Below are 25,806 nucleotides of genomic sequence, written 5' to 3' on the forward strand. Positions count from 1 at the left end.
CTTATATTCCAGCTACCCCAGAATCTGTTCCATACTCAACGAAAAAACGGGACTCAGCCCAAGCGCCCTCAGTTCTCCTTCAATGCCGTCCATACATCCATTGACCTCCTCCTGGGAACAGGATGGATTTACCGTGATCTGCAGCGACACAATCCTGCGCTCCGGCCCGTAATCGTGGAAATCAATCTGCTTTAATGTCACAAGTTCCTTCCTTGCGTCAAAAACCGCCTGAATCTGGGACTGCTGCTGTCCGGATATCCCCTCGCCCAGAAGCAGTGTGAAGTGACTGATGAATGACTGGAATCCATCCTTCATGACCAGCACACTGATCATGATTCCCACAATCCAGTCCGCAGAAAGACCGGTCAGGGAATAAAGGGCCGCAGAACCAATGGTCAGCATGGTCATCTTGATGTCCGCTGCCTCATTCTGCTCACAGGCAGCCAGGGCCATGGAATCCAGCTCACGGTTCACATGTCTGGTATACGCCGACATACCGCACTTGACCAGGATGGACAGGAGGGATACCCCATAGACCAGAAGGGGCAATGAGCGGTCCCGCGGGTGCCGGATCCAGTGTATGGATTCCCGGAACATGGAAACTCCTGCCAGGATAATGGTCATGGAAATAATGAGGCCAAGGACATATTCCACCCTGCCATGGCCATAAGGATGAAGGCTGTCCCCCTTGCGCCCGGACATCCTGAATCCCAGCAATACCAGCAGGGAGTTTAATGCATCCATCAGGTTATCATACCCTTCCGCCAGGACAGCCACATTCCCGCACGTGATTCCGGCCGTATACTTACAGGCAAAAAGCAGGAGGTTGCCGGCCGCGGACAATATCCCCACCCTGGCGCCAAGGTTTTCCCTGGACATGGGCTGTGTCAGTGTTTGTTCCATATATACCACTCCTCTCCGGGCCGGCATGGGCCAGCCATATGGACGATTTTACGGATACCCCGGTATCCGTACACGCAAATTACATCAGGTACCTGATATAAATATAGCAGGTACCTGATGTATTGTCAACCCGGAGTTTAAAATCAGTTCACCGGCCCAGACAGATCACGAATCGACCGTATAACCATTCTTCCCTTTCTGTTTGGTGCGGTAAAGCGCCTGGTCCGCCTTTTCATACAGTATGTCAAAGTCCCGGTCTTCTTCCGAAGCCACCGATATCCCGATGCTTGCGGACATTTTCCATGTCTTTCCATCCCTGGTGCATTCCGTGTCCAGGGCATGTGAGAGTTCCGCCGCCTTCTTCCTGACCCAGTCCGCGCCCGGAATGGGAATGAATGCCACAAACTCATCCCCGCCAATCCGTCCCAGCACATCACCCTCCCGGAAATGTTCCCGTATGATCCTGGTGAATTCCCGTATGCAGTAATCCCCAAATGCATGGCCAAAGCAGTCATTGGCCTGTTTGAAATTATCAATATCAAAGATGAAGAATGCGTATGCCTTTTCAGGCTCCTCTGTCAGCAGCGCAGTCACCTTGCGCTTGGTGGCGGCCTTGGTCAGGAACCGTGTCATCTCATCAATATAAGCCAGAAGCTCCTTTTTCTTTTCCTCATCAATATTCTTACGGTAGGTAAACATGTGCAGGCAGTTATCCTCATGGGAAAAGAAGATATACGCGTCAATGCGCATCCAGAAATAACCGCTGCCGTCCTGGGTTATCATGAAATCGTATTTCAGGTGGCTGTTTCCATTTTCATATTCCCGGATTACATTCTCAGGAGTGAAGGTAGAGATGTAACCCTGCCTGAATTCCTTCTTAATCTGCTTCTGCGCTATGACCCGCAGCGCCTGGTCATAGGGCAGCCCCTGGGCACCCAGGCTTTCAAAGTACTGGGCCGTGCGCTGGTTTCCCGTACAGTTCCTAGTAATGTTCAGTTCGTAGATATTGTCGTAGAGCTGTTCCGTTGCCTGCTGGAATGCATTTTCCCGCTCCTCCATAAGCTTTGTGATCTGCTTGTTAAAATTGCGTATGACCGTGGTGATGATGAACAGCACAATGGAAATGATGACAGCAATGCCAAGGATGGTCTGGTACAGGCGGTCCCGTATCACATGGACCGTATCCTCGCTGTCCTGGTCTATGACAAGGTGCCAGGACAGATCCGGTATGTATCTTGTGACCACGAAACTCTTCCCCTGGTCCAGGGAGTTGTCGGTCCAGAATCCAAGATTCTCCGTATCCTCTTTAAATCCCATGATTTCATCCCGTATCCCCTCCTGCCCGTGAACCTCAAACCAGTCTGTCTTACTGTAACCCGTATATGTGGTGGATACCTCAATTATACCGTCCTCATTGACCAGGCATATGTTCATGTTGTATTTGTCCTCATAGCCCTCAAGGAATTCTTTCAGGTAGCTGATGCGGATTCCCACCCCTACAATTCCCAGTATATTCCCGGAGCTGTCCGCCACCTTACAGTTCACGAATACCGTGATGGCATCATCCGAACCATCCACCTCATCGTTATCCACATTCATGGAATATCCAAGGCCGCTGTCCATCAGGTCAAAATACCATCCATTCTCCGGATCATCCTCAGCCAGCACCCTGTCTATGCCGTTGAAATTGTAATACCGCCTGGTCGCTGACGATACCAGGAAAACAGAATCAAACCCGTATTTATCCCGGTAGGTTTTAAGGTAGGTCTGAAGCCTTTGGACATATTCCCCATTCTCAAGGTTTTCTGTCTCACAGGACAGCTGCTCCACCAGGAGGCTGTCATGGGCCATTGTCAGCGAAATGTTGACCGGCTTTGTCAGAAGGGTCGTAAGCTGGTAATGAATCCCCTCCCCTGTCAGCGATGCAACCTGTTCAATATTATTAAGAGTGGCCTGGTAATTGGCCCTGTAACTGAAAAACGCGGTCATGGAAAATCCTACAATCAGGACGATACTGATCAGCAGGTTTGTTTTGATTAATTGATTATTCTTCACAGCTGTTGTCTCCATTCTCATACCGTTATTCACCCCGTGCCCTCCTATATAGGCCACCCTATATAAGACATTCAATATGTGCCATCCTGCCAGGGAAGGATGGTCCATTGCATAATAAAAAGCCGCCAGAGGATTTAATTGCTCTGTGCAGCTTTTGAAATTCATATGGTTGCAGGTCACACCATCGTCCCTATTCTTATTATACACGACTTTTCTGTTTGTGGAATCCGTTTATTAAAAGAATATGAAAGGAATATCAGGTTCCGGAAATTCTTATGCCCTGATTTCCGCCTTACCTTTTCTCCAATAGTATGGTAAAATCTTATATAATCCGAGAAAATCAGGGCCTAATTTACAGCAGATTTCATACGATAGGGGGATGTGACATTGATAAATGAGAATGAACTGCAGCAGGTCATCTACAACGTACTGCTGATGCAGATCCGGTTTGGCGCGTACCGTTACGGGGCACGCCTGCCCACGCTGGAAGAAGCCAGCCAGCTGTTCCTTGTGTCCATTGACACGGTCCGTGCCGCCTATCTGAGCCTGAAACAGGAGGGCTATATCAGTCTGTCCAGAAGCGTGGGGGCTTCTGTCAGGGTATTATACACATCTGAGGAGATAGAACAGCACATACAGGCATTTTATGCCCTCAGGAAAGATGGGCTGATTGACGTAAGCCGCTCCATGCGGCCCCTGTTCAGCCATGCACAGTGCATTGGCTTTCAAAACGCCTCACCGGAAACATTGGATAAAATCCAGGCGCTTTCCTCTGACAGCCGCCTTCTTCCTTCCCATGCCATGATCCGGATCCTGCAACACATTTATGGTTCCCTGGATAACGACCTGCTGATGCGCCTTGTATGGAGGATATTCATGTTCTTCCAGGCGCCCTTCCTCAGTATAGACCAGAACATAAAACACTTCGAGGAAGAAGCCAATCCACTCTTTAACATGATTAGGCTCTGCCGCAACAAGGAGTGGGAAAGGCTGAGGATTGCGGTGGAGGATTTTCAGGAACAGCTTTCCACGGCCCTGATTGGTTTTTGTGACAAGCGTATCATGATGTCCCCTGCCGGCAAGCAGATTGAATTCCATTGGTACAGCTATGAGAAGGCTTCCCAGCTCCGTTACTCCCTTGGCATGGAAATCCTGATTTCCGTCAACCGCGGCCTCTATCCGGTCGGCTCCTTCCTTCCCTCGCTGGATAAGCTTTCAAAGGAAAAACATGTTTCCGTCAGCACGGTACGCCGTACCCTGAACCTGCTCAACAGCATCGGCGTAACAAAGTCCATCAATGGGCTGGGAACCAGGATCCTCTCGCAGGAGGAAATTGCTGATAATTGCGATTTAACCCAGCCCGTTGCGCGCAGGCGCCTGCTGGATTGTGCGCAGGGTCTCCAGGCCATCGCCCTCTCCTGTAAGGATGTGGCTGAACTGACCGCTGCTTCCCTTGACAGCGAGGCAATATGCCAGTTTTGGCAGCATCTGGATTTATTGAAACAAACGGACAGATATGAACTGACTGCATTTTCCATCCTCAAGTTCTTCATCCATCACGCCCCCTTCCACGCAGTCAGGACAGCATACGCAGAACTGTTCCAGCAGCTGATGTGGGGGCATCCGCTGCGCGGTATGCGCATGGAATCAGAGTACCTGAAGGCATTCTACCTGCCCTATCTGGATTTCTTTGCAGGTTGTGCGAAAAGGTCTGATTTTACCGGGTTCCCGGATAAGCTGGAGGAGCTTATCCTGTTTGAATTTAAGTCAATGCTTGGAAAACTTGAAGTCCTGGGGATTCCGGAAGCCTCCAACCTGCTTTTTTAGACAGGGCTTCCGGCAACTGGTCCGTCTGCCGTTTCACAACGCTTCAGCCAAACCCTGTTCTCTGAAACCTATTGGCCTGGGGATTCCCAAAACGGGAAAACAGTTGGAAAATATAAGGCGGGATTGCATGCCTAATGGAGCCGCCTCCATTCCCTGGGCGTCATTCCGGTCTCATTCTTAAATACACTGCTGAAATATTTTGCATCATTATATCCCACTGCCACGGCAACCTCATATATTTTGCCGGCAGGATTCTTTAACAGCTCCTTGGCCCTGTTGATACGGCATCCCACAATATACTCAGTCAGGTTCTCCCCTGTCTCCTTTTTAAACAGGGTGGACAGGTACGCAGGATGTACAAATGCCACTTCGGCCAGCATGGCCAGCGATATATTGGTGTCCAGGTTCTGTAGGATGAAATCCTTGACCAGACGTACCGTGTCACATACACTCTGTCCCGCACATCCATACACGGCCTTTTGGGATAAATCCCTGTAAAAAAGCCGCAGGTCTTCTTTGTTACGGGATGGCCCTTCTGCATGCATCCTCTGCCCTGCCCCCGTATATTCTGCCAGCAGGCGGATTCCCTCCTGCAGGTTCCCTTGCCCGGACGCGCCCAGAAGTACGTACAGCCTGTCCCTGATAACTGCCGTCACAATCCTGAACCGGCCCTGGGCTTTTAATTTCCTGATTCCTGATTCCATCTCGTGGCCCGTATCTCCGGCCGGCCCGGCTGGAAATAATATCAGTGCAAATTCCCCAGACAGTTCCAGCTTATCCCAATAATACTCCCTGGCCTCATCCGATAGCGCCTCATATCCTGTCAGGTAGCTGTAAAGGCATCCGTCCCTGGCCAGTTCCATCTGTTCATAAGCCAGATTCAGTATATCCTTTATCTTAACCGCGCTGACGGGTTTGAGCACGTAATCCAGCACGGAAAAACGGATTGCCTGGCGGGCATAGGAAAAATCAGCATAACCGCTTACAATCACAATCATCCTTCCCTTCCGGTCCAGCTGGGACAGCATCTGGAATCCATTCATCCCCGGCATTTTAATATCTGTAAAAATCAAATCATAGTAAGAATCCCTGCATAGTTCAAGTGCCTTCTGACCGCATTCCGCAGCAGACACCTCTGCGTCCGGTCTGAGATATCTGACCAGCATCAGAAGTCCTTCCCTTGTTTTCAATTCATCTTCCACAATTAATATCCTCATGCCGGTACCTGCCCTGTATTTATTCTGATTGTGACAAGGGTATGGTCCCCTTCCACACTTTCTATGGTGAGTCCGCTTCCTTCCCCATACCGGTATCTCAGGCGGTTATGGACATTGGCAATCCCCAGATGGAAATCCTGCTCATCTGCAATCTGACCGCTGCCGTTCATCCTGTCCCTCAGCAGCCCCAGGGTTTTCCTGTCAATCCCCTTCCCGTCATCCCAGACCGTTATCTCAATCCCATCCGGAACAGGGACTCCCCGTATCCTCAGCATGCCGTCTTTCCCATCCTCAAGACCGTGGGATACTGCATTCTCCACCAGGGGCTGTAAAATCATCTTGGGGACCTGTTCCTCAGCAATTGCCCCATCCAGATACACATGATATGAAAACCGGTCTGAAAACCGGCTTTGCTGTACAATAAGATAATTCTCCACCTGCTCAAACTCTTCCCGTACCGTCACGGTGGATTTTGTATCATCTATGCTGTATCTTAGGATGGAGGATAGGGATACAAGAAGCTGGCTGCTCTCAAAGTCGCCTTTCTTTAAAAGGTTCCAGTTCACACAGTCCAGGGCATTGTAAAGAAAATGTGGGCTTATCTGGGACTGCATGGCCCGTATCTTGGCATTCCGTTCGCTGATTGTAAGCCTCAGCGTCCTGTTGACCAGTATATCCATTTCCCCGGCCATGCTGTGGAAAGCATGGGATAAATCCGCAATCTCGTCATTTCCCTTTATGGTTGACATATCACTGAAATCGCCTTTCCTGATTCTTTTAATATCCTCTGCCAGCAGTTCCATTCCTTCTGTGTAACGGTATGATATGATGTAGGAGAAGCTGACTGCCAGAATCATCATGATCAGTGAGGAACGCACAAGTAGCTCTGACCAGAATCTGTCTTTTTCCAGCACCCCTTCTTTTGGTACACCCACAACCGCGGTGACAGCCCCGCCAAATGCCCCAGCACCGGCAAATACCCGGCTGCTGTCCCGGGCCCTCCGCTGCTCCAGTACTTTGTCCAGGCTGTCTTTTGTACGTATAAGTTCAATTGTCCCTTTCTCCAGGCCCAGATATTGTATCAGTTCTTCCGGATCCAGGTCCAGATAAACCGTCCCCGCCCTTCCTGTTACGGACACTGTCAGGCCATCTCCCCCATCTGAGGCCTTACTGCCCGGCACCGCCCATGCGTCCCTGACCCACAAAAGCTCCTTCACTGACCGCAGCGCTTCCTCGGCCGTGGACCGGTCCACGCTTGTCCCGGTCTGCGCCTCAACCAGCTTAAGGTTTGAACTGATTTTATCTTCCAGCAGTTCCTCCGCCATGTGGAGATGGTTTTCTGGCTGGACCGCTATAAGTACAAACCAGTTGAACAGGATTGGCAGCGCACTGACCAGCAGAAACAATATCAGCAGTTTATTCCTCATTGTATTTACAATTTTCAACGCGTTCCTCCTCCATTCCGTATCTGCTGTTTCATGCCTGCTATTTTGTATCTGTCCAGCTGTTTTACCTGCCCTTCTTAAGCGCCAGTCCGATTCCCGCTGCTGCCATTAACATAGAAACCACGGGATTAACAAGATTCAGCAATGCAAACCGCCCATATTCCAAAGCGCTGACCCCCAGGGCACCATATATGAATGCGCTGGCAGCGGTCCATGGAATGAGGGGCGTGGACATGGTTGCCCCTTCCTCGATTGTCCTGGAAAGCACGGCACGGTCCAGCCCTCTCTCATCATATGCCTCTTTGTATATATTTCCATTGAGTACAATGGTCAGGTATGTATCCCCAAAAACAGCATTTCCCAGAATACTGGTCAGCATGGTGACTGCTATGAGGGAGAAATGGTTCTTAAGCCGCCCTGTAACCCGTTTAAGGATGACATGCAGGAACCTGGATTTCTGCAGGATTCCTCCAAGGCACAGCGCCATGAACCCCAGCAGGAAAGTCGGCAGCATGCTGTTGATTCCTCCCCTGTTTACCAGAAGGTTCACTTCCTCGGAGATTGTCTCAACATATCCCCCATCCATGATGGCCCTTAAGGCCCCGGAAACCGTATTTCCCTGGACCGCCACACTGCATACGCACCCGGCCCCAATCACAAGGATAAGGGACAGGACCGCATGGATCCTGGCAATACAGAGGATGACCAGCAGTATTGCGGGAAGGAATACCCAGATGTTGATTACAAACTCCTGCTGGAGTATATCCCTTATCTGGCCAATCTGTGCTGTATCCAGCACAGCGTTCCTGGCATATTTCCGGTTCAGCAGGAAGAACAGGACCAGGCTCACCCCATAGGACGGAAGGGTGGTCTTTGCCATTGAACGGATGTGACGGTATACATCGGTGCCGGAAGATGCTGCTGTGAGTACGGTGGAGTCGGATATGGGAGACATTTTATCACCAAACCAGGATCCGGCCACAATGGCGCCGGCTGTCACCGCCGCCGGGACAGATATGCCGCTTCCCATGGAAACCCCCATGATAGCAACCCCCACTGTCCCCACCGTCCCCCAGGAAGTCCCCAGTACCAGTGACACCAGGCTGCATATTAAAAAGGAGGACAGGAGGAAATAACGGGGTGTCAGGATGCCAAGACCATAGTATACCAGGGCTGGCACTGTCCCTGCCTGGATCCAGACCCCGATGATGGCCCCAATGAGCAGAAAGAACAGGAGACCTATAAATGCCTGGGAACATCCCTCCCTCATCCCATCTAAGGAATCCTCCATGGTCATTCCTGAGCATGTCCCAACAGCTGCAATAAATATGATGCTCAGGATCAACAGCACAATGATATCAGTCTTAAGCAGAAGTGTCCCTGTGAAAAGTATGCATAGTATTCCAAGGACACCTAATAAAGAGATTTTTATATCAGGGAGCTTCACATCACCCCATCCTTTCATTTTCAGCAGTTTCTTTTTTCGTCCCCCTGACAATATCCAGAACCACGAGGACGATTCCTGCAAGTATGAATAATACGCCTGTTAACCGGCGGGGGCTAAGATGCAGCCCCGTCTTTCCCATATCCAGGGCCATCACAAGCACAGGCCCTATAATCAGCACAAGGCTGGAAGGAATCGGGCCGATTTCTTTAATCCCCTTTGCATTTAATACAAAGCAGATGAATGTGCAGCATATGATCAGATATGCCAGACAGACCAGCTGCCCGCCGTCTATCTGCCCAAATTGGTTGTCCTCTATGATCATCCATGGGAGAAGGATGATTCCGGTCAGCCAGAACTGACCGCGGATCAGGTTCCCTATCCTGTAATACTCCAGCAGTTTTGTCAACAGGACACAGTATATGACCCAGACTACCATGGCTGACATCATGACGGCATACCCGGTTTTCACCAGGCTTGGGGAGGACTGGAATTCCATCAGCAGCACGGCCCCGATGCCCGCCATTCCGATATAGATGCTGGTTAAAGGTTTTATCTTGCTGCCCAGCAGCAGGCTTGCGATAATCATGGTAAGAAGGCTCTGGAACGAAGAAAACATGATGGACTCTGTCTCATTCAGGCTTAAACTGGCTATATTAGACAGGACATAATGAAGGGGGATCATGGCTGCCGTCACCAGATACAGGCACCGGTCCTCTTTCCTTATCTTTGTTTTGGAATGTAAAGGGACGCACAGGACCGTCATCAGACAGGCCGCTCCTAAAAAGCGGATACACACCAAAGATACCGGCCCTGTAAAAGACAGGACATCCTTTGTAACCGCGAAACTTGGCGCCCAAAATAACGATACCACCATCATGCCCAGTAAAGCCTTAATCCGTCTGTCCATAACCATTCCTTTCATCTCCCGCATCTTAGCCACATTATAACACATCCGGTTCCGTAAGGGCAAGGAACGGCACAGAGCGTGCCTAAAGCCACTGGTCCTCAATGCCGTTCCTGTATAAATAGCAATGTATCTGACGCTTTTACGCCTTCTTTCCTGATTCCTTGTAAATGGCAATTCCTGCAAATGCACAGATAATTGAAATAAGCGGTGCCAGATAGCAGAGGATTGCATAGGGCAGGTACGAAAGTGTAGCCACTCCCAGGGTACCGGCCATGAAAGCGCCGCAGGTGGTCCATGGCACAAGGGGGCCTGACAGGGTGGCACCTTCTTCTATGGTCCTTGACAGCACGGCAGGGTCCACCTTCTTATCCTTATATATATCACGGTATAAAGAGCCGTTAATGATGATGGACAGGTATACCTCCGCCATGGCCATACAGCCCACGATTCCGGTAAGGTAGGTGGATATCACAAGGCAGCCCACATTTTTAATTTTTCCTGCAAAGGTTCCCACCAATGTTTTCAGATATCCTACCTTTTCCAATATCCCGGAAAGCATCAGGGCAATGAATGCCAGGGAGAATGTCCACATCATTCCCTGTATGCCTCCCCGGTTGACCAGGGTATCCACCATGGCGTTGCCGGTATCCATGCTGATTCCGCTGTTAAGCAGGTTGACAAACTCAGTAACGGATACTCCCTGCCATATGACGGCAATGGCTCCCCCTGTAAATACTCCCAGCAAAAGTGCGGGTATGGATGGGAATTTAATTGCACTTAATACCAGTACCAGCACCACGGGTACAAGTGTCACAGGGCTGATGGTAAAACTGCTTTTAAGGGTTGACAGGATTTCATTGGTAGTTGCGGCGTCATATGCGTTATTATATCCATGTCCCATGACTGCCAGTATGATGGTTGTCATGGCCAAAGCCGGTATCACGGTTAATGCCATGGATTTTACATGGCGGTATAAATCAATCTGTGCGGACTGGGAAGCCAGTATGGTTGTATCGGACATGGGTGAAAGATAATCGCCAAACGCTGCTCCGGAAACCACCATGCCTGCAATTAAAGGGGCCGGCACTCCCATGCCTGAACCCATTCCCAACAATGCAATACCGATGGTTCCCGCCGTCCCCCATGAAGTTCCCGTGACAAATGCGGTTGCACAGCAGGCCAGGAACCCAAGGGGAAGGAACAGGCCAGGCGTTATGAAATTCAAACCGTAATAAATCAGGGTAGGCACCGTGCCCGCAGCAATCCAGGATGCAACCAGCATGCCTATGATAATAAAGAATAACAGCGATACCGAGGCATTTTTAAGGCTTACGGCCATGGCATCAAACAACTCGTCCATGGTATAGCCAAGGGTCATGGATATTGCAAAGGTCCCCAGCACACAGAGTACCAGAAGGCTGATGACATCCATCTTAAAAACCGCGATGCCTACGGACAGCAGTAACAGGATTCCCAGGAATACCCCGGCCGAAAGCCCGATGCCCGGCTGTCTCTTTTCTATATTCTTTTTCCCCGTTGGTTTCTTATTCTCCATTGTTTTCCTCACCTCTCCTCGTATTTTTCAATTGATACCTGGACTGATTTCATCAGCGGGAACCCGCTGATTGGGTCAAATGTGTCATCATGGGTAATATTGTTCACATTATGCTTCTTCCACCCATGGGTAATCTGCACTACCCCTTCCCCAATCTCATCCCCTTCCATTATCCTTGCCCGTACCGTCATATGTCCGATGGACGAAGCCACCTTTACCATGTCGCCATCCTGCAGATGAAGCCTTGCCGCGTCTTTTTCGTTTATTTCCATTTCAGCTTCTGTTAGGGCCGATGCCAGGGCCGGTATATTGTGGTTCCTTCCATGGTAATACATGACTTTCCTTGCACCTGTCACAAGGGTGAAGGGACGCGCCGGGTCCGTGGTATTTGATTTTGGAGGTATGTACTCCGCCAGTTCCTGGTATCCATATTCCTTGAGTATTTCCGATGTGAATTCAAATTTCCCTGTTCTTGTATTAAAAGGCTTTTCCTGGTTTTCTTTTCTTATTTTATGCTTTTCATAAACTTTTTGCGCATACTGGTATCCGGAGGGATTACTTCTCAGCACATCCATGGACACCCCGCTGTCCGAGATAAGCCATTCATTCAGCTGGTCCTCGTCCTTCCATGGGAAATATTCCCCTGCTCCAAGCCTCACCGCAAGTTCGCGGAACATGGTATATTCATCGGTTATTCCCGGATCCGGTCCAATCATCCGGTTGGTCAGGGTAATTGTCTGGTAACCGCCGTGGACATGAAGTTCGCTGCGCTCCAGATATGAGGCCGCTGGAAGTATGTAATCCGCAAGCTGGGCTGTCTCCGACAGGAACAGGTCATGAACCACCAGAAGTTCCAGGGCGCTTAAGGCTTTTCTGACCTTGCTGCTGTTTGGATTGGTCATGGCCGGATTGGCTCCGGTCAGGACCATGGCCTTGAAAGGATACGGTTTTCCGGTCAGTATCTGGTCCATCAGGGTCATGGTATGACATTCCTGGCGGTAATGGTACAGGATTGGGAACCGGCCGCGTCCCACGGGATTCAGTTCCAGAAGGGGTTTCTCGTTGTACAGTACCAGTTCCTTCATCGGAAATCCCACTGGAGAGTAATTGGCGCCCTTCTGGTCCACTGCCCCAATCAGGCCGTCCAGATAGGCGCAGGCCCGTATATTGTTGATTCCATTCTCGTGGTGCTCCAGTCCATTGCCCACATAGACCACTGTGTGGGGCATGCTTTCCTTTATCTTTAAGGCGGTTTCCCTGATTAAGGTTTCTGCATCGCAGCCTGTTTCCCGTGCCACATACTCATACGTGAATCTGCCCGCATATTCCTTTACCTGATCAAAGCCCACGGTAAAATCCCGGATGAATTCATGGTCAATCCAGCCGTTCTGAATCAGTTCCCGCATAAGCCCCCAGGCAAATGCACCATCGCTTCCAGGTTTCACCTGAACGAACAGGTCCGCCTGCCTTGCAATCGGGCTGTATCTTGGGTCGATTACAATAAGGGAAGCGCCTTTCTCCCTTGCCCGGTTAATCTGCTGGGTCATGTTGGGATGGGCGTGGGGCGGATTGGCTCCCCATATGATGATGCAGCGTGAATTTTCAAAATCCGGCTGGGCATTCCAGCGTCCGTACACAAGGGAATATCCTATCCACCGCCCTGCAAAACAGGCTGAATCATTGGAAAAATAATTGGGTGAGCCAATTGCATGGATGAAGCGTCTGGCAAGTTCCTCCTCCTGTGCGAATCCGACCGCCTCCCCTTTCCATACGCCTACGGACTGGGGGCCATAGGTCCCTTGTATTGTCCTGATTTTCCCGGCAATTTCATCCATGGCCTGTTCAAGGGGTATTTCCACAAACCCCTGCCCTGTTCTCTTAAGTGGTTTCCTTATGCGGTCAGGCGCGTAAACCATATCAGTTCCATGGCTGCCCTTGATACAGAGCCTGCCCCTGTTCCACACATGCTCCTTATTTCCTTCGATTTTAACTACCTTCCCATCCTCCATCCAGCAGTCAATGCCGCAGTGGTCATCGCACATCCTGCACAGGCTTTTTACTATTTTCTTCTCGCTCATGTCCATTTCCTCCAATCAAAGCCCTTTGACCATATCCGCCAGCTTGCGTCCAACGGACTGCTGCTTCCTGTCATTGCATTCATCCGGGTCTTCATAATTCAGCGCGCCGCCGATACAGTGCTTCACACATTCAGGGTCACCTGCGCACAGGTCGCATTTTCTGCTCACCAATTTTTCATGGTCAAAATGAATGTTTCCATACGGACATGCCAGCATGCACATCTTGCATCCCGCGCACCGCTCTTCCCTTATCTCCACTGCCCCTGTCCGTGCATTCCTGCTGATTGCATGGGCCGGACATACCTCCATGCACCATGCCTCCTCACAGTGGAAACAGGTCATGGGCATCACAAACCGCTGCGATGCATATACGCTGACCCGTATGTTGGAATGGACGCGCATGCAGTCACTTCCTGTGCTGGCAAATGCACATGCCATCTCGCAGTTCCTGCAGCCCACACATTTCTTTAAATCAACTGTAACTGTCTTCATCTGTATTCACTCCCCTTTTCTAAAGTTTCCTTGATGCAAATGCCCGCATATTCACGTATTGCTCCAGATATTCCACAACACAGTCAACTTTTTCCCCGCCTTTGATTAATGGCCTGAGCTTGCCCAGCACGGTTACTGCATCACTGCTGCCCACAAGACAGGCGCCGCAGATTTTTCCGTCCTTATAGCAGACCTTTAAGTATCCCTTTCCCTCCGTTTCATCAAAATAGGCCGCGTCATCAATTACATCGTCATTGAATTTTCCAATGGATGCCACAGTTGTATCGTACATCTGGGTCACGTTCATATTAAGGCTTCCCTCGTACTCCAGCTGCTTTCCGGCCATGGTGCGCCCGGCTGTCTTCCCCATCTCCACAGCCGTGGGCCACAGGGCATGGATTACATGTTCCTCCCCAAACGTGGTTGGGCCGGCCGCCACATCGCCTGCCGCGTAGATATCAGGTATATTGGTCCTCATGTACCTGTCCACAGGAATCCCCCGCCCGACAGCCACCCCACTTCCCTCCAAAAACGCGGTGTTAGGCCTGACCCCTGTGCCGATTATCATAAAGTCAGCCGGAATCGGCTCCATACCCTTTACATGTACCAGGAAACTTCCGTCTTCCAGATGCTCGATTTCCTGTGTGCTTGCGCCTGTATATAGGGCTACCCCCTTCCCCCTTATCTTTTCAGTCAGTATCCCTGCTCCTGTTTCATCCAGCACGGATGGCATGATGCGGTCCATAAGTTCAATCACGGTCACCTCCAGGCCCAGGAACCTGGCTGCCCATGCGGCCTGGAGGGCTACAAATCCGCTTCCAACCACGACCGTTCTCTTATACTGCCTGAAATATGGCATCAGCTTATCAGCATCCTCTCTGGTCCACATGTTGCAGATCCGTTCATCCCGTATTCCCGGAATAGGCGGCATCACGGCAAATGAACCAGTGGCAATCAGCAGCCGGTCATAGCCGTATTCCACCCCATCTGCGGTTATCACAACCTTCCTGCCGGAATCCACCGAAACCACTTCCGCTGTAATACATTCAGTGTCCAGCCCGCAAAAATAATCACCATCCCTGATTTCCATCCCTTTATAGGGCAGCTTTCCCCGAAGGACATAGGGAAGCAGGACCCGGGAATAAGGCATGGACCCTTCCTTTGAAATCATCACCACATGGCTGTTCCTGTCCCATCTGCGGAATTCCTCAAGCGCTGACAAACCGGCAGCGCTGTTTCCAATGATTACTATTTCCATCTGGCATCTCCTTTCTGTCTGGTTTGATTTCCAACCTTCCTACCTGCACTATATTAAAAGAATGTTAATAATTAAATATTTAACATTCTTTTAACAAATATTTTCTACCTTATTCTTTAAATACTCTTCCTTTTTCCATCCATGGCCCAATCTGTTCCGGCTGTTTGGGACATAAAAAGTCCGGGACAACCATCCCGGACCGTTTCATGTATTCCTATTTGATTTTAATATGTAAATCCCTCTGCCTCAGCCAGCCGCCTGCCCGTTTCCTTCCGCCTTACTGGCAGATCCTCTCCTGATGCCGCTTCAGCTGCTCCAGGCTCCTGATACAGTAATATCCGTTAATCTGTTCAATCAGGGCCATCTCCTTCAGCTCCTTGATTGCCCTGACGGCCGTAACCCGGTTGATTCCTAACAGGTTGGATAGAAGCTGCTGGCTGATTTTCTCCTTAATCAGGATCTTGCCGTCATAGGGTACTCCGTAGTGCTCTGCGAATATAAGAAGAAGGTCGCATATCTTCCAGGCCGCATTATGGAAATTCGTATGCCGTATCTGCTCCATGGAGGAAAGGAACTTGGTGGACAGGGATTCCATGATATCCATGGATAACTGGGGGTCCCTGGCAATCCCCTCCAAAAGCATGTCCTTTGTAATCAGTATCAGCTCAGACGGAAGGACCGTCTTAAAATTAACCGGGGATTCCTGGTCAAAGAGAAGGTTCCCCTCCAGAAGGATGGAGTTGCTTTCATTAAAATTGTAAATCCGCTCCTCCCCTGTTATGGTGGTCTCAAAGGCAGCCACCCTGCCCTTCTTGACAATGTAGCAGTAGCCCGGCTTTGTTCCGGCCTGGACCAGCATATGGTTCTTTGGAAATACCTTTCTCTGTCCCAGCTTCTCAAGCCTGGAAATTCCCCTTGGAAGATACAGCAGACGCGAGACAAAATTCGCATGCGGCATCTGTACGGCAGCGCCCGATTCCTGATTCACAAAAATCCCCCTCCCTCAATATGAACTTTTACCAGCCTTACCAGCACATGCCCGGGAATCCATCCCCGCCCGGACATGCCCTGAAACGCCCCCAACGTTCCCCTTAACTCTTAACAAGATTATAACACTGTTATGTTTTTAACGACCAGTAGTATATACTACATTATAGCAGATTTTTACACTTGTTGAAAGTGATAAGATTGTAGTATTGCCAACTTCCCTGAATCCGGTTATTATGATATAAGTAGGTATATTGGGAGGGGTCTTAATTTGAAAACAGTGATTATATTAGGCGCAGGACAGTTCGGGCGTGCCGTGTCCAGGCTGCTGAATACAGAACAGATGGATTTGATTGCATTCGGGGACAACAATCCTGCCCTTCACCATATGGGTGAGGAGGACAGGATCAGGATGGGATTCCCGCCCCGCGTCCCCATCCTCCCGGTGGACCAGGCGGTCACCATGTCCCCAGACTGTATCCTTACAGGCATCACCGATGGATGCAGGACCAGGCAGCTGAAGGAGCAGGCCCTGTCCCTTGGTTTCCGCGGGGAGTTCCTCCTTCTCGAGGAGCTTTACCGCTGCTTTGATATACGCAGCGCTACCTTAAAGCAGATGGCCAGACGGTTACATCAGCAGGACATTCCCGGGCAGATTGCCGAACTTGGCGTCTATAAGGGTGATACGGCCTGGAAACTCAATGCCCTGTTCCCGGACAGGAGGCTGTACCTGTTTGACACCTTTGAGGGATTCGATTCAAGGGATATACAAAAAGAAGAGGAATATGGATGTTCCTTTGCAAAGAAAGGGGATTTTTCCGATACAAGTGAGGCAGCGGTCTTAAACCGGCTGCCGTTTCCCGGACGCGCGGTGATACGTAAGGGGTATTTCCCGGAAACCGCGTCCGGGCTGGATCATGAAACCTATGCCCTGGTAAGCCTGGACGCAGACCTTTACGCGCCGCTTCTGGCGGGCCTCCAATACTTTTATCCCAGACTTTCCCCCGGAGGCATGATACTGATGCATGATTATAACAATGAGCGGTTCCAGGGCGCGGCACAGGCGGTGGCTGATTATGAAAAGGATGATCAGCGGCTTTCCCTGGTCCCGTTGTGCGACCTGCATGGCAGCGCTGTAATCATGAAGCCTGCGGTATAGGGAAAAAGGGGGCGTACCACATGAATAACCAGGATTTCAGACAGCATTTCATCAATACCTGTGAGCTGCTGGGCATAAAGGATTACCAGCACCGCATTTATACCGTACGTCCTGTCATGGAGCCGGGTAAGACCTACTCTTCTTCCGATGATTTGATGCGCCTCCTCTTTCTCCCCAGGCAGAGGACCTGTACCTTTAACCAGGTCCTGCACCTGTTCACGTGGAAAGAGGGGTTTTATCCAGTCTGGATAAAGGCAGCCTGCAGCGGGAACGAGATCACGCTGGATACCAGCCTGCGCATAAGAAAAGCCGGGGCCATGGACGACGGCCGGTTCTATCCTTTTATCACCTGATATACACCAGGTCCACAATATGCTCATTGGAGTGGGACTTGTCCCAGCCATCCTTTTTTTTCATCTCCAGGATGGCCTTATCTGTAAATGAACCTTCCACGCACCGGATCTGGGGGTAATACTCCTTCGTCTCCACCACATGGGTGAATCCGAAATTGCTCTCCAGCTTCTTAACCAGCGCGCCCTCCTCCAGTTCTTCCACACTTTCAGGCACTTCAATATACTCCAGGTCCACACATCCGTTAACCGCGTATTTCCCAATGCGCTTCAGCCCCTGGGGCAGTTTCAGCCCGGTCAGTTTTTTATTCTGGTAAAAGGCCTGGGCGCCGATTCCAACCGTTCCCTCCGGCACCTCAATCCTGCCTTCACAGTTTCTTCCGCTCTTTACAACCCCATTTTCAATCACTAGTCCGGATTGCGTGGTTCCGGTAAATAATCCTTCCATATGCATACCTCACTTTCCAACTTCCATCCTCCTGCCGCAGCAGGCTGCAAAGAGGGATTTTCCAAAAAAGCGGAAAAATCCCTCTTTTAAATCCTATTTTACAGATACGCGCCTAATCTCAGCTCCTGGCCTTCAGGATTGCATTTCTCATCAGGTCCTTCATCATGAACAGCTTATATTCATTCTTTCCCATGGGCCGCGCATCCCTGACAGCCAGTTCTGCCGCAGCTTCCGCCACCTCTTCCGTTATGGTCCTTCCTTTGAGGAATTCCTCCACATGGGTCATACGGTATGGCACGGGAGCCACGCCGCCGTATACCAGCCTGACGCCCTGGATGACATCATCCGTTACATCCAGGCAGGAGGCCAGGGAGACAATGGCAAAATCAATGGCATCCCTTACACGCTTCTTGTCATAATGCATCCGGCCCTTTAACCGTGGCACACGGATTTCCTTTATCAGCTCACCTGGGTTCAGGATGTCCTGGACCGTCAGTTCCCTGGTCAGCAGTTCCTCCGCAGACAGGGTGCGCTCCGTGGTAACGATCTCAGCCTCTGCCATCACCAGCACAGGGCTTATATCGGACGGGGAAACAGCGTAACAGCCGCAGTTCATGCAGCGCCCAGCCTCTGCCATGGCAGTCCCGCGGTCAAAGGAGGCAGCATCCTCTTTTACCAGGCTCCGCTCCTCCAGGGGAAGCTCCTGCAGCTTGTTGGATATCCCTGTCCCCACGGATTTGGGATCAAAGTGGAGGAATGGATTACTGCCGGTTCCTGCACCACTGCACCGTGAACGGCTGCCTTCCTCACTGCCGCACGGTACCCCGCCGCACGCCGGGCCGTCCTCCTCAGAACCGCCCAAATCCCGGTTCATCCCTGCGGCGGCAACACGGCCCGCCTGAATGGCCCGGATGGCAATATCCGGCCCCGTGACAGCGTCCCCTCCGGCATAGATTCCTTCCTTCTTTGTCTTAAAGGACTCCGTATCCGCATCAATCAGTCCTCTGGCGGATTGGAGCTGTTCCCCGAACCGCTCTCCCAAGAAACTTAAATCCACCCTCTGTCCTGTTGCCAGGATGATGGTGTCCGCATCCATGACCATCCGGTCTTCCTCGTCATATACGGGTGAGAAACGGTGCTCACCGTTAAACACGGACAGGCATTTCTTAGCTTCCAGGCCAGTCACCTTCCCGCTGCCGTCCGTCACGATGCGGCCCAGTCCCCAGCCGTTATAAAGCTTTACGCCCTCTTCTTTTGCCCTGGCAATCTCTTCTGAAGCAGCTGGCATTTCATGTTCCTGTTCCAGGCATACCAGTTTCACCTCTTCTGCCCCCAGACGTGAGGCAGTCAGGGCCACGTCCATGGCCACATTGCCTCCGCCGCACACCAGCACCTGGCTGCCCATGGATTTCTCCAGATATGTATTGACCTCCACCAGGAAGTTAAGGCCGAACTGGGTCAGGTTCTCCCCCTCAAGTCCCAGCACCGGCTGTTTCCACGCGCCGGTCCCCATATAAAGGCTGTCGGATTCCTGCTGTATCTCTTCCACCGTGATATCCTTCCCCACGCAGACACCCAGCCGGAACTCCACGCCCATATGCGCAAGGGCATCCACATAGGCGTCCACAATATCCTTTGGCAGGCGGTAATGGGGGATTCCGTAGCGCAGCACCCCTCCTGCCTTTTCCATGCGGTCGTATACAACCACCCTGTGTCCGGCTTTCCTCAGATAATAGGCCGCAGCCAGTCCGCCGGGACCCGCGCCGATGATGGCCGCCTTCCTGCCGCTCTCCTTTTCCGGCGCGGTATAGTATTCCTCTGCGTGCTCCAGGATATAATCGCCCAGGGACCGCTCCACACCATGGACATTGACGCTGTCCCCGTAGGTACACTGGTTGCAGTCATCCTGGCACAGGTGGGGGCAGATGCGTGAGGTCATCATTGGCATGGGATTATAGCGCAGGATGATCCTGGCCGCCCCGTCCCAGTCCCCTACCCTGAGCCTTTCCATGTACCCCGGCACATCCGTCCCTGCCGGGCATGACCTTGCACACGGCGAACCGTGGCAGTCCATGCCGCCGAACACGGAATGGTAACGGTTCTCACCGTTAATGGCATAACAGGTCTTTCCTCCCTTGCGCTTACAGTCCAGGGCCTTCCCCACGGAATCCGGATAACGGTAATACCAGCACCGCACATCCTGGCAGATGTTGCCGCCAATGGTCCCAATGGAGCGGATCAGGGGTGATGCAACGGAATACGCCGCCTCCGCAAGGGCCGGACATGCCTCTTTTACAGCCTGTTCCTCAGCAATCCGGTTCAGCCTGCAGCCAGCCCCGATCTTAAGGCAGTCCTCCTGCGCTTCAAGGACGTCAACCCCCGGAATCTTCTTCAGGTTGATTACGGTTTCAGGATATGTCTTTAAGATACCGTCTTTATAGACGCCCAGCAGGTCCGAGCCTCCGGCCATGGCCTGGGCCGCGCCCTTTGAATCTTTTAACATCCTGCCCGCTTCCTCGAAGCTGGCAGCATTTACATGATTAAACTGTTTCATGGTCCATTCCCCCTCTATTCAATCTTTCCCATGGCTTTTAACACAACGGCCGGCGTGGTGGGATACTCCTTCACTTCCGCACCGATGGCATTGGACACAGCCATCAGGATGGCTGAGGGTGCGGGCGAACCGCTGATTTCACCGAATCCCAGTGCATGGAAGGATTCCGTATCAAACTGGCTCTCCAGTATCACGGTGTCAAAGGGCGGGAACTCATTGAAGGTGCGCCATTTATAATCAATCATATTACCGCTGACAAACCGTCCCAGCTTTTTATCCATGACCATCTCTTCAAACAGGGCCGTGTCAGCCCCTGCAGCGCCAAAGGAGCCTTCTGCCTGCATCCGCACATTGACCGGGTCAATGATCTGGCCCACATCCGTTCCCTCCAGGGCGCGGAGCAGCCTGACCTCCCCTGTCTCAAGGTTTACCTCCACTTCTGCAAAATACAGGGCGAAGTTGGGCTTGTCAAAGTTCTGCTGGTAAAGCCCCATTCCGGTGATGGTCATCTCAGGTGTGCCGGTAATGGCAATCCAGGGAAGGCGCATCTGCGGATTCTTCTTCGGGAATACCAGGAAGTCCTCCGTATCCAGTTCTTCCGCATCCATGTGCAGCTTCTCAGATGCCAGCGTAAGAAGCTTCTTTTTGGCATCATTGGCAGCCCGGACCGCACAGGTGCCCATGGTGATGGTTCCCCTGGAACCGATCATGCCTGCATCGTATCCCGTCCCATGGGTATCGGAGTTCACCAGCTGGACGCCGTCAAAGGGAACCTTCATGACCTCCGCCACCATTTTCTGGATGGCATGGCGCTGGGCGCCTCCTGTTTCACCGATACACATTTCCACGGTCACGCTCCCAAAGGGATGGAGCTTTACAAACCCTTCCGTGGGGTCTTCGCCGATGTCCGCGTTGCCGTGTACACCCACGCCCACGCCGATGGCCCGCTTTCCGTCCTCACTGACCCAGGTTGGGACCTCCCAGCCCTTCCATTTGTCCTTCCAGCCAAAGCTGGCCGCGGATTCCTCAAATGCAGCCGTAAAGTCCACGGAGCGCACTTCCCACCACTTATAGTCACGCCAGATATAGGAGTCCCCGGCTTTTACGAAATTCTTCTTAAATACCTCATAGGGATCCATCCCGGCTGCCCGGATTGCCGTGCAGACAAGGGGAATCAGCGCGCCTTTCAACTCCTGCCCGCCAAATCCCCGTATGGGCGCCTGGGAGCTGTGGTTGGTGGCAATCAGCATGGTATCCAGGTCCCAGTTCTTACATTTGCCGCAGAATGCCTGGGCCTCCCCCAGCCCCACGGCCGTCATGGCCTGGGCGTAAGTGGAGGACATGCCGGAATCAATGTACCACATGCCCTGGATGGAATTGATGATGCCGTCCTGCGTGATTCCCACCTTGCCGCGGATACGGCTGCCCTGACGCAGTTCATAGGACAGCATGTGGTCCGTGCGGTCCATCATCAGCTTCACGGCCCGGCCCGTCTCGCGGGCCAGGGCGATGGCCTGGAGGGCCAGATGGGGAATCAGCTGCTTGCTTCCGTAGGAACCGCCGGAGTGGCATGCAATCACGCGCACCGCCACGCCGGGTATGGATGCCTCTGTGTTGAACTTCTGGAGATGGGGCGCGCCGCCGTTGTAATAAAGGGTCACTGCGCTGGGGCTGGTCCACTGGGCAATCACGCCCGGTGATTCCGGCGGCAGCGGATGGGGCAGCTTGTCGTAGCAGTAGTATCCTTCCGCTACGTATGCTGCTTCCTCAAACCCTTTTTCCACGTCCCCCACATGAATCTGATTAAAAGGCTCCTCGGAAAAAGGCGTTACCTTGGGCAGAACATTGCCCGGAAATTCATCATAAAGCTGAGGCGCACCAGGCTTGATGGCCTCCTCGCAGTCCAGCACAAAGGGCAGTTCCACATACTCCACTTCAATCAGCCTGCATGCCTCGTCCGCTGCCTCCAGTGTCTCAGCCGCCACCAGTGCCACACTGTCCCCGGTAAAGCGGACACGCCGGTCCAGGACCCGTCTGTGCTGCGGCAGCCCGCATTTCCAGTCAGGGGCGTCCTTATAGGTCAGTACTGCCTTGACTCCGGGCAGGGCTTTTGCTTTCTCCACGTTGATATCCGCAATATCTGCGTGGGGATAAGGACTTCTCAATACCCTGGCAATGAGCATTCCCGGAATCCGCACATCGTCTATGAACTGGCGGCGGCCGGATATCAGATCCCTGCCGTCCGCCCGTGTTACATGTTTTCCTATGTATCTGTAATTGCTGCCGCCCATACTATACCTCCCCCTTTGCCCTGATGTCCTTCATCCGTCCAATGGCGTCCTCAATGGCAATCATGACCTGATAATGGCTGATGCACCTGCAGTAATTGCCTGACAGGGCTTCCTTTATGTCCTCCCTGGTTGGGTCCGGCTTTTTGTCAAGCAGGGCCTTGGCCGACATGACGATTCCCGGCGTGCAGAACCCGCACTGAAATGCCGAATTGTCCACAAAGGCCTTCTGCAGGATGCTCAATTCCCCTGTTGCCTGGTCTTCCAGCCCCTCGATGGTGGTCACCGCAGCCCCGTCACAGTCAGCGGTCAGGATCATGCAGGACGCAACCGGGTCGCCATTTAAGATAACCGTACAATTGCCGCAGGCCCCGTGGTCGCATCCTATCTTGGTCCCCGTCAGGTCCAGCCTGTCCCTGAGGGTATGGACCAGCGTCTCGGACGGCTTCACACAGCCCTCTGCGTCACCGATGATGAATGTCCGCATTACCCCATTAATCTGAATTGAAACTTTGTCCATTGTTACCTCCTGTATCTTTTATTTCCGGACGTACCCTCCGGCATTTTCCCCTGTTACCGTCATGCCGGACCTTCCTGTGGCGCCGGATTGCATATACCGTGCTGGTTCCATCATACCATCCGGCACCGGAATTATTAAGTATGCCAGGCCACAGATGGAATCCCGGCAACAAATGTAATCTGGCATCAGGTGTAACCTGTACTACTTGTTCTTTTCCACTGTCCCGTCTACACTATTGTTAAATAGATGACAAAGGGGTGCGGGCTATATGAAAACAGTTGTAATTCTTAGCGCCGACAGTCTGGGGATGGCTGTTGCGGAAATGCTGAATCCGATGGAAATGAAGCTGGTGGGCCTGGGGGATTTAAGGGCTGAAGCCTGGAACGTGTTCTCTGATTTGGAAAAAGGGGAACTGAAGGAAGAAATCGAGGGCATGCCTGTGATGCCCGTTGACCTGGCCGTGGGGCTTCAGCCGGACATCCTTGTCATAGCCACCACGGATGCGGAGAGAAGCCATGCACTGGAATACATGGCTATCCGGGCCGGATTCCTCAACGACATTGTATTCATAAGGGATATCCATGAGCAGTTCTCCATCCGCTGCAGCGTCCTGCGCCGCCTGTGCCGCCGTCTTGACGGCCTGGGAGTGGAGGGAAATGTGGCGGAGCTGGGATGTTACAGGGGGGATACCTCCTGGCAGCTCAATGCCCTGATGCCGGAACGCAGGCTTTACCTGTTCGACACCTTTGAGGGCTTTGATCCCAGGGACGTGGCAAAGGAGCTGGAACTGGGATGTTCCGAAGCAGAACCCGGCCGTTTTGGGGGTGCGGATGAAAAGAAGCTTCTGGAACGCATGCCCTTCCCGGACAATGTAACCGTCAAAAAAGGATGGTTCCCGGAAACTGCGTTTGATATGGAGGAAGAGACATTTGCCCTTGTCTATATGGATGCCTGTCTCTATAACCCCACCCTGTCCGGGCTGGAATTCTTCTTTCCCCGCATGGGGAGGGGAGGCGTGATCCTGCTGACAGGATGTGATGACATGAAATACCGCGGCGTTGCAAAGGCCGTGGAGGATCTGGAAACAAAGTACGGCGCCCTGCTGATGCTGCCTGTGGGTGACCTGGAAGGCACGGTCATAATCGTGCGCCCTTGATTGCATATACCAATGATTACATATACCAATATGGGGCATCCGCTGTCCATGCAGGACAGCTGCATCGGTCCGGCCGTCACCAGAATGGAAATAACCGGCACAAGCCACGGCTGCAAAACAAAAGTTCCTGCGTTCTCCTGGTTTTAAAGCCGCCGGCTTGTGGATGGGAAAGGGCTGTATCCGGCCCGCCGCCGCAGGGCATGGAAACATGCCGCATAAAAAAGCGCCTTGTATGTATTGGGGAATACGTAAAAGCGCCTTGGGGGGAGGGATGAAAAGGTAACGTTTTCGGGGCTGTAAGTATAGGACCGGTATCTTCCGCGCCGCAGAAGCACATGCGGGCAGGTACCGGTCATCCAACCCTGGTTGTAAAGAAATTGATTGGCATGTACCCATGTTCATGCCAGGCTTTGTATCAAAGACCAGAAAGGACAAATTATATGAACTTTTACAAAAATCATTTTGGTATGATTATTTCGTCTGTTGTAGCCATATGCATCTCCTTAATCATGGCAACCTCTGCCATCTTTGTTGACAAACTTACGTTCACGGTGCCTTTGCTTGTGAAGAACTGGGGAACCGCCTTTCTTGTGATTTCGCTGACAGGCATGATATTCCCGCTGACCGACTGGTCCTTTGCCCTTGGAAGGAAGCTGGGGCTGAAGCCGGAAACCCTGCCCCATGTGCTTCTGGAGAATTTTGTGGCCACCCTGTTTTTTAACACCACCGCAACCATTGTCCTTACCGCGGTAAACGTGTTTAACAATCCGGAGATAGAAGGGGCTGTGGCAGCCGGATTCCTGCCAAGCACCTCCGCTGTGTTTGTAAACGGCGTGATTCATGACTGGCCCATCATGTTCGTCATAAGCTACATATTTGCATTCTTTGTGACCAAGGCCGCCATTAAGATTGCAAAATCATCGGTGGGTGAATTAAAATCACCCCATTCACCTCAGAACCAGTTCTGATGCATGCCCTGGAATAGGATCCGCAGGTTTGTATTGTTCCGGGGTTTTGAATATGTATACAGCGAAAAGCCGTGACGATTCCAGGTCACGGCTTTTCAATGCATGCATTTGGGGATAAACAATGCAACGGCCATTATTTACCCAAAAGCCATCGCAGAAGTCCAGCGCATTAAAGTACATCATATATTGAGG

20 protein-coding genes are annotated in these 25,806 nt (G+C 51.9%); 5 read left to right on the top strand and 15 right to left on the bottom strand.

All coding sequences use genetic code 11. The features are described from left to right. Nucleotides 1-12 precede the first annotated feature (12 nt). Together MCJ35_RS14810 and MCJ35_RS14815 are read right to left on the bottom strand one after the other, a co-directional pair. Nucleotides 13-903 (bottom strand): cation diffusion facilitator family transporter, encoded by an 891-nt coding sequence (locus MCJ35_RS14810; protein WP_025486561.1) that lies wholly within the window; start codon nt 901-903, stop codon nt 13-15. A 165-nt stretch (nt 904-1,068) separates the two neighbouring features. Beyond that, nucleotides 1,069-2,991 (bottom strand): sensor domain-containing diguanylate cyclase, encoded by a 1,923-nt coding sequence (locus MCJ35_RS14815; RefSeq protein ID WP_234852331.1) that lies wholly within the window; start codon nt 2,989-2,991, stop codon nt 1,069-1,071. 354 nt (nt 2,992-3,345) lie between these two features. Here MCJ35_RS14815 and MCJ35_RS14820 point away from each other — a divergent pair, with 354 nt between their 5' ends. Further along, a complete protein-coding gene (locus MCJ35_RS14820) occupies nt 3,346-4,785 on the top strand; it encodes a GntR family transcriptional regulator (protein WP_025486559.1) in 1,440 nt (479 codons plus the stop codon). 131 nt (nt 4,786-4,916) lie between these two features. On the opposite strand, the gene MCJ35_RS14825 is transcribed toward MCJ35_RS14820, so the two are convergent. The 9 genes from MCJ35_RS14825 to MCJ35_RS14865 all read right to left on the bottom strand — a co-directional run bounded on the left by MCJ35_RS14825 (nt 4,917) and on the right by MCJ35_RS14865 (nt 16,172). Next, entirely contained in the window at nt 4,917-6,002 is a 1,086-nt protein-coding gene (locus tag MCJ35_RS14825) for a response regulator transcription factor (RefSeq protein ID WP_025486558.1), read from the bottom strand. Then, nucleotides 5,999-7,447, bottom strand: coding sequence for a sensor histidine kinase (locus MCJ35_RS14830; RefSeq protein ID WP_008717815.1), 1,449 nt, complete (start codon nt 7,445-7,447; stop codon nt 5,999-6,001). Before MCJ35_RS14830 ends, MCJ35_RS14825 begins: the two co-directional genes overlap by 4 nt. Before the next feature lie 64 nt (nt 7,448-7,511). Next, nucleotides 7,512-8,912: a Na+/H+ antiporter NhaC gene (nhaC, locus tag MCJ35_RS14835; RefSeq protein WP_240299553.1), complete on the bottom strand. Its 1,401-nt coding sequence runs from the start codon at nt 8,910-8,912 to the stop codon at nt 7,512-7,514. Continuing rightward, nucleotides 8,896-9,807 carry a DMT family transporter gene (locus tag MCJ35_RS14840; protein WP_025486555.1) on the bottom strand — a complete coding sequence of 304 codons (912 nt, stop codon included), beginning with the start codon at nt 9,805-9,807 and terminating at the stop codon, nt 8,896-8,898. The genes nhaC (MCJ35_RS14835) and MCJ35_RS14840 overlap by 17 nt, the downstream gene beginning before the upstream one ends. Nucleotides 9,808-9,940: 133 nt before the next feature. Then, the gene (gene nhaC / locus MCJ35_RS14845; protein ID WP_008717820.1) at nt 9,941-11,356 is read right to left on the bottom strand and encodes a Na+/H+ antiporter NhaC; all 1,416 of its coding nucleotides are present in this window, start codon (nt 11,354-11,356) and stop codon (nt 9,941-9,943) included. An 8-nt stretch (nt 11,357-11,364) separates the two neighbouring features. Then, a complete protein-coding gene (locus MCJ35_RS14850; protein WP_025486554.1) occupies nt 11,365-13,434 on the bottom strand; it encodes a molybdopterin-containing oxidoreductase family protein in 2,070 nt (689 codons plus the stop codon). Between the two features lie 15 nt (nt 13,435-13,449). After that, the gene (locus tag MCJ35_RS14855; protein ID WP_008717822.1) at nt 13,450-13,926 is read right to left on the bottom strand and encodes a 4Fe-4S dicluster domain-containing protein; all 477 of its coding nucleotides are present in this window, start codon (nt 13,924-13,926) and stop codon (nt 13,450-13,452) included. Nucleotides 13,927-13,945: 19 nt separating this feature from the next. Further along, nucleotides 13,946-15,184: an NAD(P)/FAD-dependent oxidoreductase gene (locus tag MCJ35_RS14860; protein ID WP_008717823.1), complete on the bottom strand. Its 1,239-nt coding sequence runs from the start codon at nt 15,182-15,184 to the stop codon at nt 13,946-13,948. Between the two features lie 277 nt (nt 15,185-15,461). Beyond that, nucleotides 15,462-16,172: a Crp/Fnr family transcriptional regulator gene (locus MCJ35_RS14865; RefSeq protein WP_008717824.1), complete on the bottom strand. Its 711-nt coding sequence runs from the start codon at nt 16,170-16,172 to the stop codon at nt 15,462-15,464. A 279-nt stretch (nt 16,173-16,451) separates the two neighbouring features. Here MCJ35_RS14865 and MCJ35_RS14870 point away from each other — a divergent pair, with 279 nt between their 5' ends. Both MCJ35_RS14870 and MCJ35_RS14875 read left to right on the top strand, forming a co-directional pair. Continuing rightward, the gene (locus MCJ35_RS14870; protein WP_240299795.1) at nt 16,452-17,330 is read left to right on the top strand and encodes a TylF/MycF/NovP-related O-methyltransferase; all 879 of its coding nucleotides are present in this window, start codon (nt 16,452-16,454) and stop codon (nt 17,328-17,330) included. A 20-nt stretch (nt 17,331-17,350) separates the two neighbouring features. Further along, on the top strand, nt 17,351-17,683 hold the full coding sequence (locus tag MCJ35_RS14875) for a hypothetical protein (RefSeq protein WP_025486552.1): 333 nt from the start codon (nt 17,351-17,353) through the stop codon (nt 17,681-17,683). Here the strand turns inward: MCJ35_RS14875 and MCJ35_RS14880 are convergent. The 4 genes from MCJ35_RS14880 to MCJ35_RS14895 all read right to left on the bottom strand — a co-directional run bounded on the left by MCJ35_RS14880 (nt 17,676) and on the right by MCJ35_RS14895 (nt 23,490). Then, a complete protein-coding gene (locus MCJ35_RS14880; protein ID WP_162158548.1) occupies nt 17,676-18,128 on the bottom strand; it encodes a leucine-rich repeat protein in 453 nt (150 codons plus the stop codon). The two genes, MCJ35_RS14875 and MCJ35_RS14880, sit on opposite strands and share 8 nt — an antisense overlap. Before the next feature lie 118 nt (nt 18,129-18,246). Continuing rightward, nucleotides 18,247-20,682, bottom strand: a complete 2,436-nt coding sequence (locus MCJ35_RS14885; protein ID WP_025486550.1) for an FAD-dependent oxidoreductase — start codon at nt 20,680-20,682, stop codon at nt 18,247-18,249. Between the two features lie 14 nt (nt 20,683-20,696). After that, the gene (locus MCJ35_RS14890; RefSeq protein WP_008717828.1) at nt 20,697-22,973 is read right to left on the bottom strand and encodes a xanthine dehydrogenase family protein molybdopterin-binding subunit; all 2,277 of its coding nucleotides are present in this window, start codon (nt 22,971-22,973) and stop codon (nt 20,697-20,699) included. Nucleotide 22,974: 1 nt separating this feature from the next. Next, a complete protein-coding gene (locus tag MCJ35_RS14895; RefSeq protein WP_008717830.1) occupies nt 22,975-23,490 on the bottom strand; it encodes a (2Fe-2S)-binding protein in 516 nt (171 codons plus the stop codon). 268 nt (nt 23,491-23,758) lie between these two features. On the opposite strand from MCJ35_RS14895, the gene MCJ35_RS14900 reads away from it, so the two are divergent. Both MCJ35_RS14900 and MCJ35_RS14905 read left to right on the top strand, forming a co-directional pair. Then, nucleotides 23,759-24,646, top strand: coding sequence for a TylF/MycF/NovP-related O-methyltransferase (locus MCJ35_RS14900; RefSeq protein ID WP_025486549.1), 888 nt, complete (start codon nt 23,759-23,761; stop codon nt 24,644-24,646). 440 nt (nt 24,647-25,086) lie between these two features. Next, nucleotides 25,087-25,614 (top strand): hypothetical protein, encoded by a 528-nt coding sequence (locus tag MCJ35_RS14905; protein WP_008717838.1) that lies wholly within the window; start codon nt 25,087-25,089, stop codon nt 25,612-25,614. Nucleotides 25,615-25,806 lie beyond the last annotated feature (192 nt).

The sequence above is a fragment of the Enterocloster sp. OA13 genome (genome assembly GCF_022440595.1).
In the GTDB taxonomy this organism is placed as follows: domain Bacteria; phylum Bacillota; class Clostridia; order Lachnospirales; family Lachnospiraceae; genus Enterocloster; species Enterocloster hominis.

Bases quoted from the DNA above. Each gene is read 5' to 3' on its own strand.
- MCJ35_RS14810 (WP_025486561.1), bottom strand. From the start codon at position 903: ATGGAACAAACACTGACACAGCCCATGTCCAGGGAAAACCTTGGCGCC.
- MCJ35_RS14825 (WP_025486558.1), bottom strand. From the start codon at position 6,002: ATGAGGATATTAATTGTGGAAGATGAATTGAAAACAAGGGAAGGACTT.
- nhaC (WP_240299553.1), bottom strand. From the start codon at position 8,912: ATGAAAGGATGGGGTGATGTGAAGCTCCCTGATATAAAAATCTCTTTA.
- MCJ35_RS14840 (WP_025486555.1), bottom strand. From the start codon at position 9,807: ATGGTTATGGACAGACGGATTAAGGCTTTACTGGGCATGATGGTGGTA.
- nhaC (WP_008717820.1), bottom strand. From the start codon at position 11,356: ATGGAGAATAAGAAACCAACGGGGAAAAAGAATATAGAAAAGAGACAG.
- MCJ35_RS14850 (WP_025486554.1), bottom strand. From the start codon at position 13,434: ATGAGCGAGAAGAAAATAGTAAAAAGCCTGTGCAGGATGTGCGATGAC.
- MCJ35_RS14855 (WP_008717822.1), bottom strand. From the start codon at position 13,926: ATGAAGACAGTTACAGTTGATTTAAAGAAATGTGTGGGCTGCAGGAAC.
- MCJ35_RS14860 (WP_008717823.1), bottom strand. From the start codon at position 15,184: ATGGAAATAGTAATCATTGGAAACAGCGCTGCCGGTTTGTCAGCGCTT.
- MCJ35_RS14875 (WP_025486552.1), top strand. From the start codon at position 17,351: ATGAATAACCAGGATTTCAGACAGCATTTCATCAATACCTGTGAGCTG.
- MCJ35_RS14880 (WP_162158548.1), bottom strand. From the start codon at position 18,128: ATGGAAGGATTATTTACCGGAACCACGCAATCCGGACTAGTGATTGAA.
- MCJ35_RS14885 (WP_025486550.1), bottom strand. From the start codon at position 20,682: ATGAAACAGTTTAATCATGTAAATGCTGCCAGCTTCGAGGAAGCGGGC.
- MCJ35_RS14890 (WP_008717828.1), bottom strand. From the start codon at position 22,973: ATGGGCGGCAGCAATTACAGATACATAGGAAAACATGTAACACGGGCG.
- MCJ35_RS14895 (WP_008717830.1), bottom strand. From the start codon at position 23,490: ATGGACAAAGTTTCAATTCAGATTAATGGGGTAATGCGGACATTCATC.
- MCJ35_RS14900 (WP_025486549.1), top strand. From the start codon at position 23,759: ATGAAAACAGTTGTAATTCTTAGCGCCGACAGTCTGGGGATGGCTGTT.
- MCJ35_RS14905 (WP_008717838.1), top strand. From the start codon at position 25,087: ATGAACTTTTACAAAAATCATTTTGGTATGATTATTTCGTCTGTTGTA.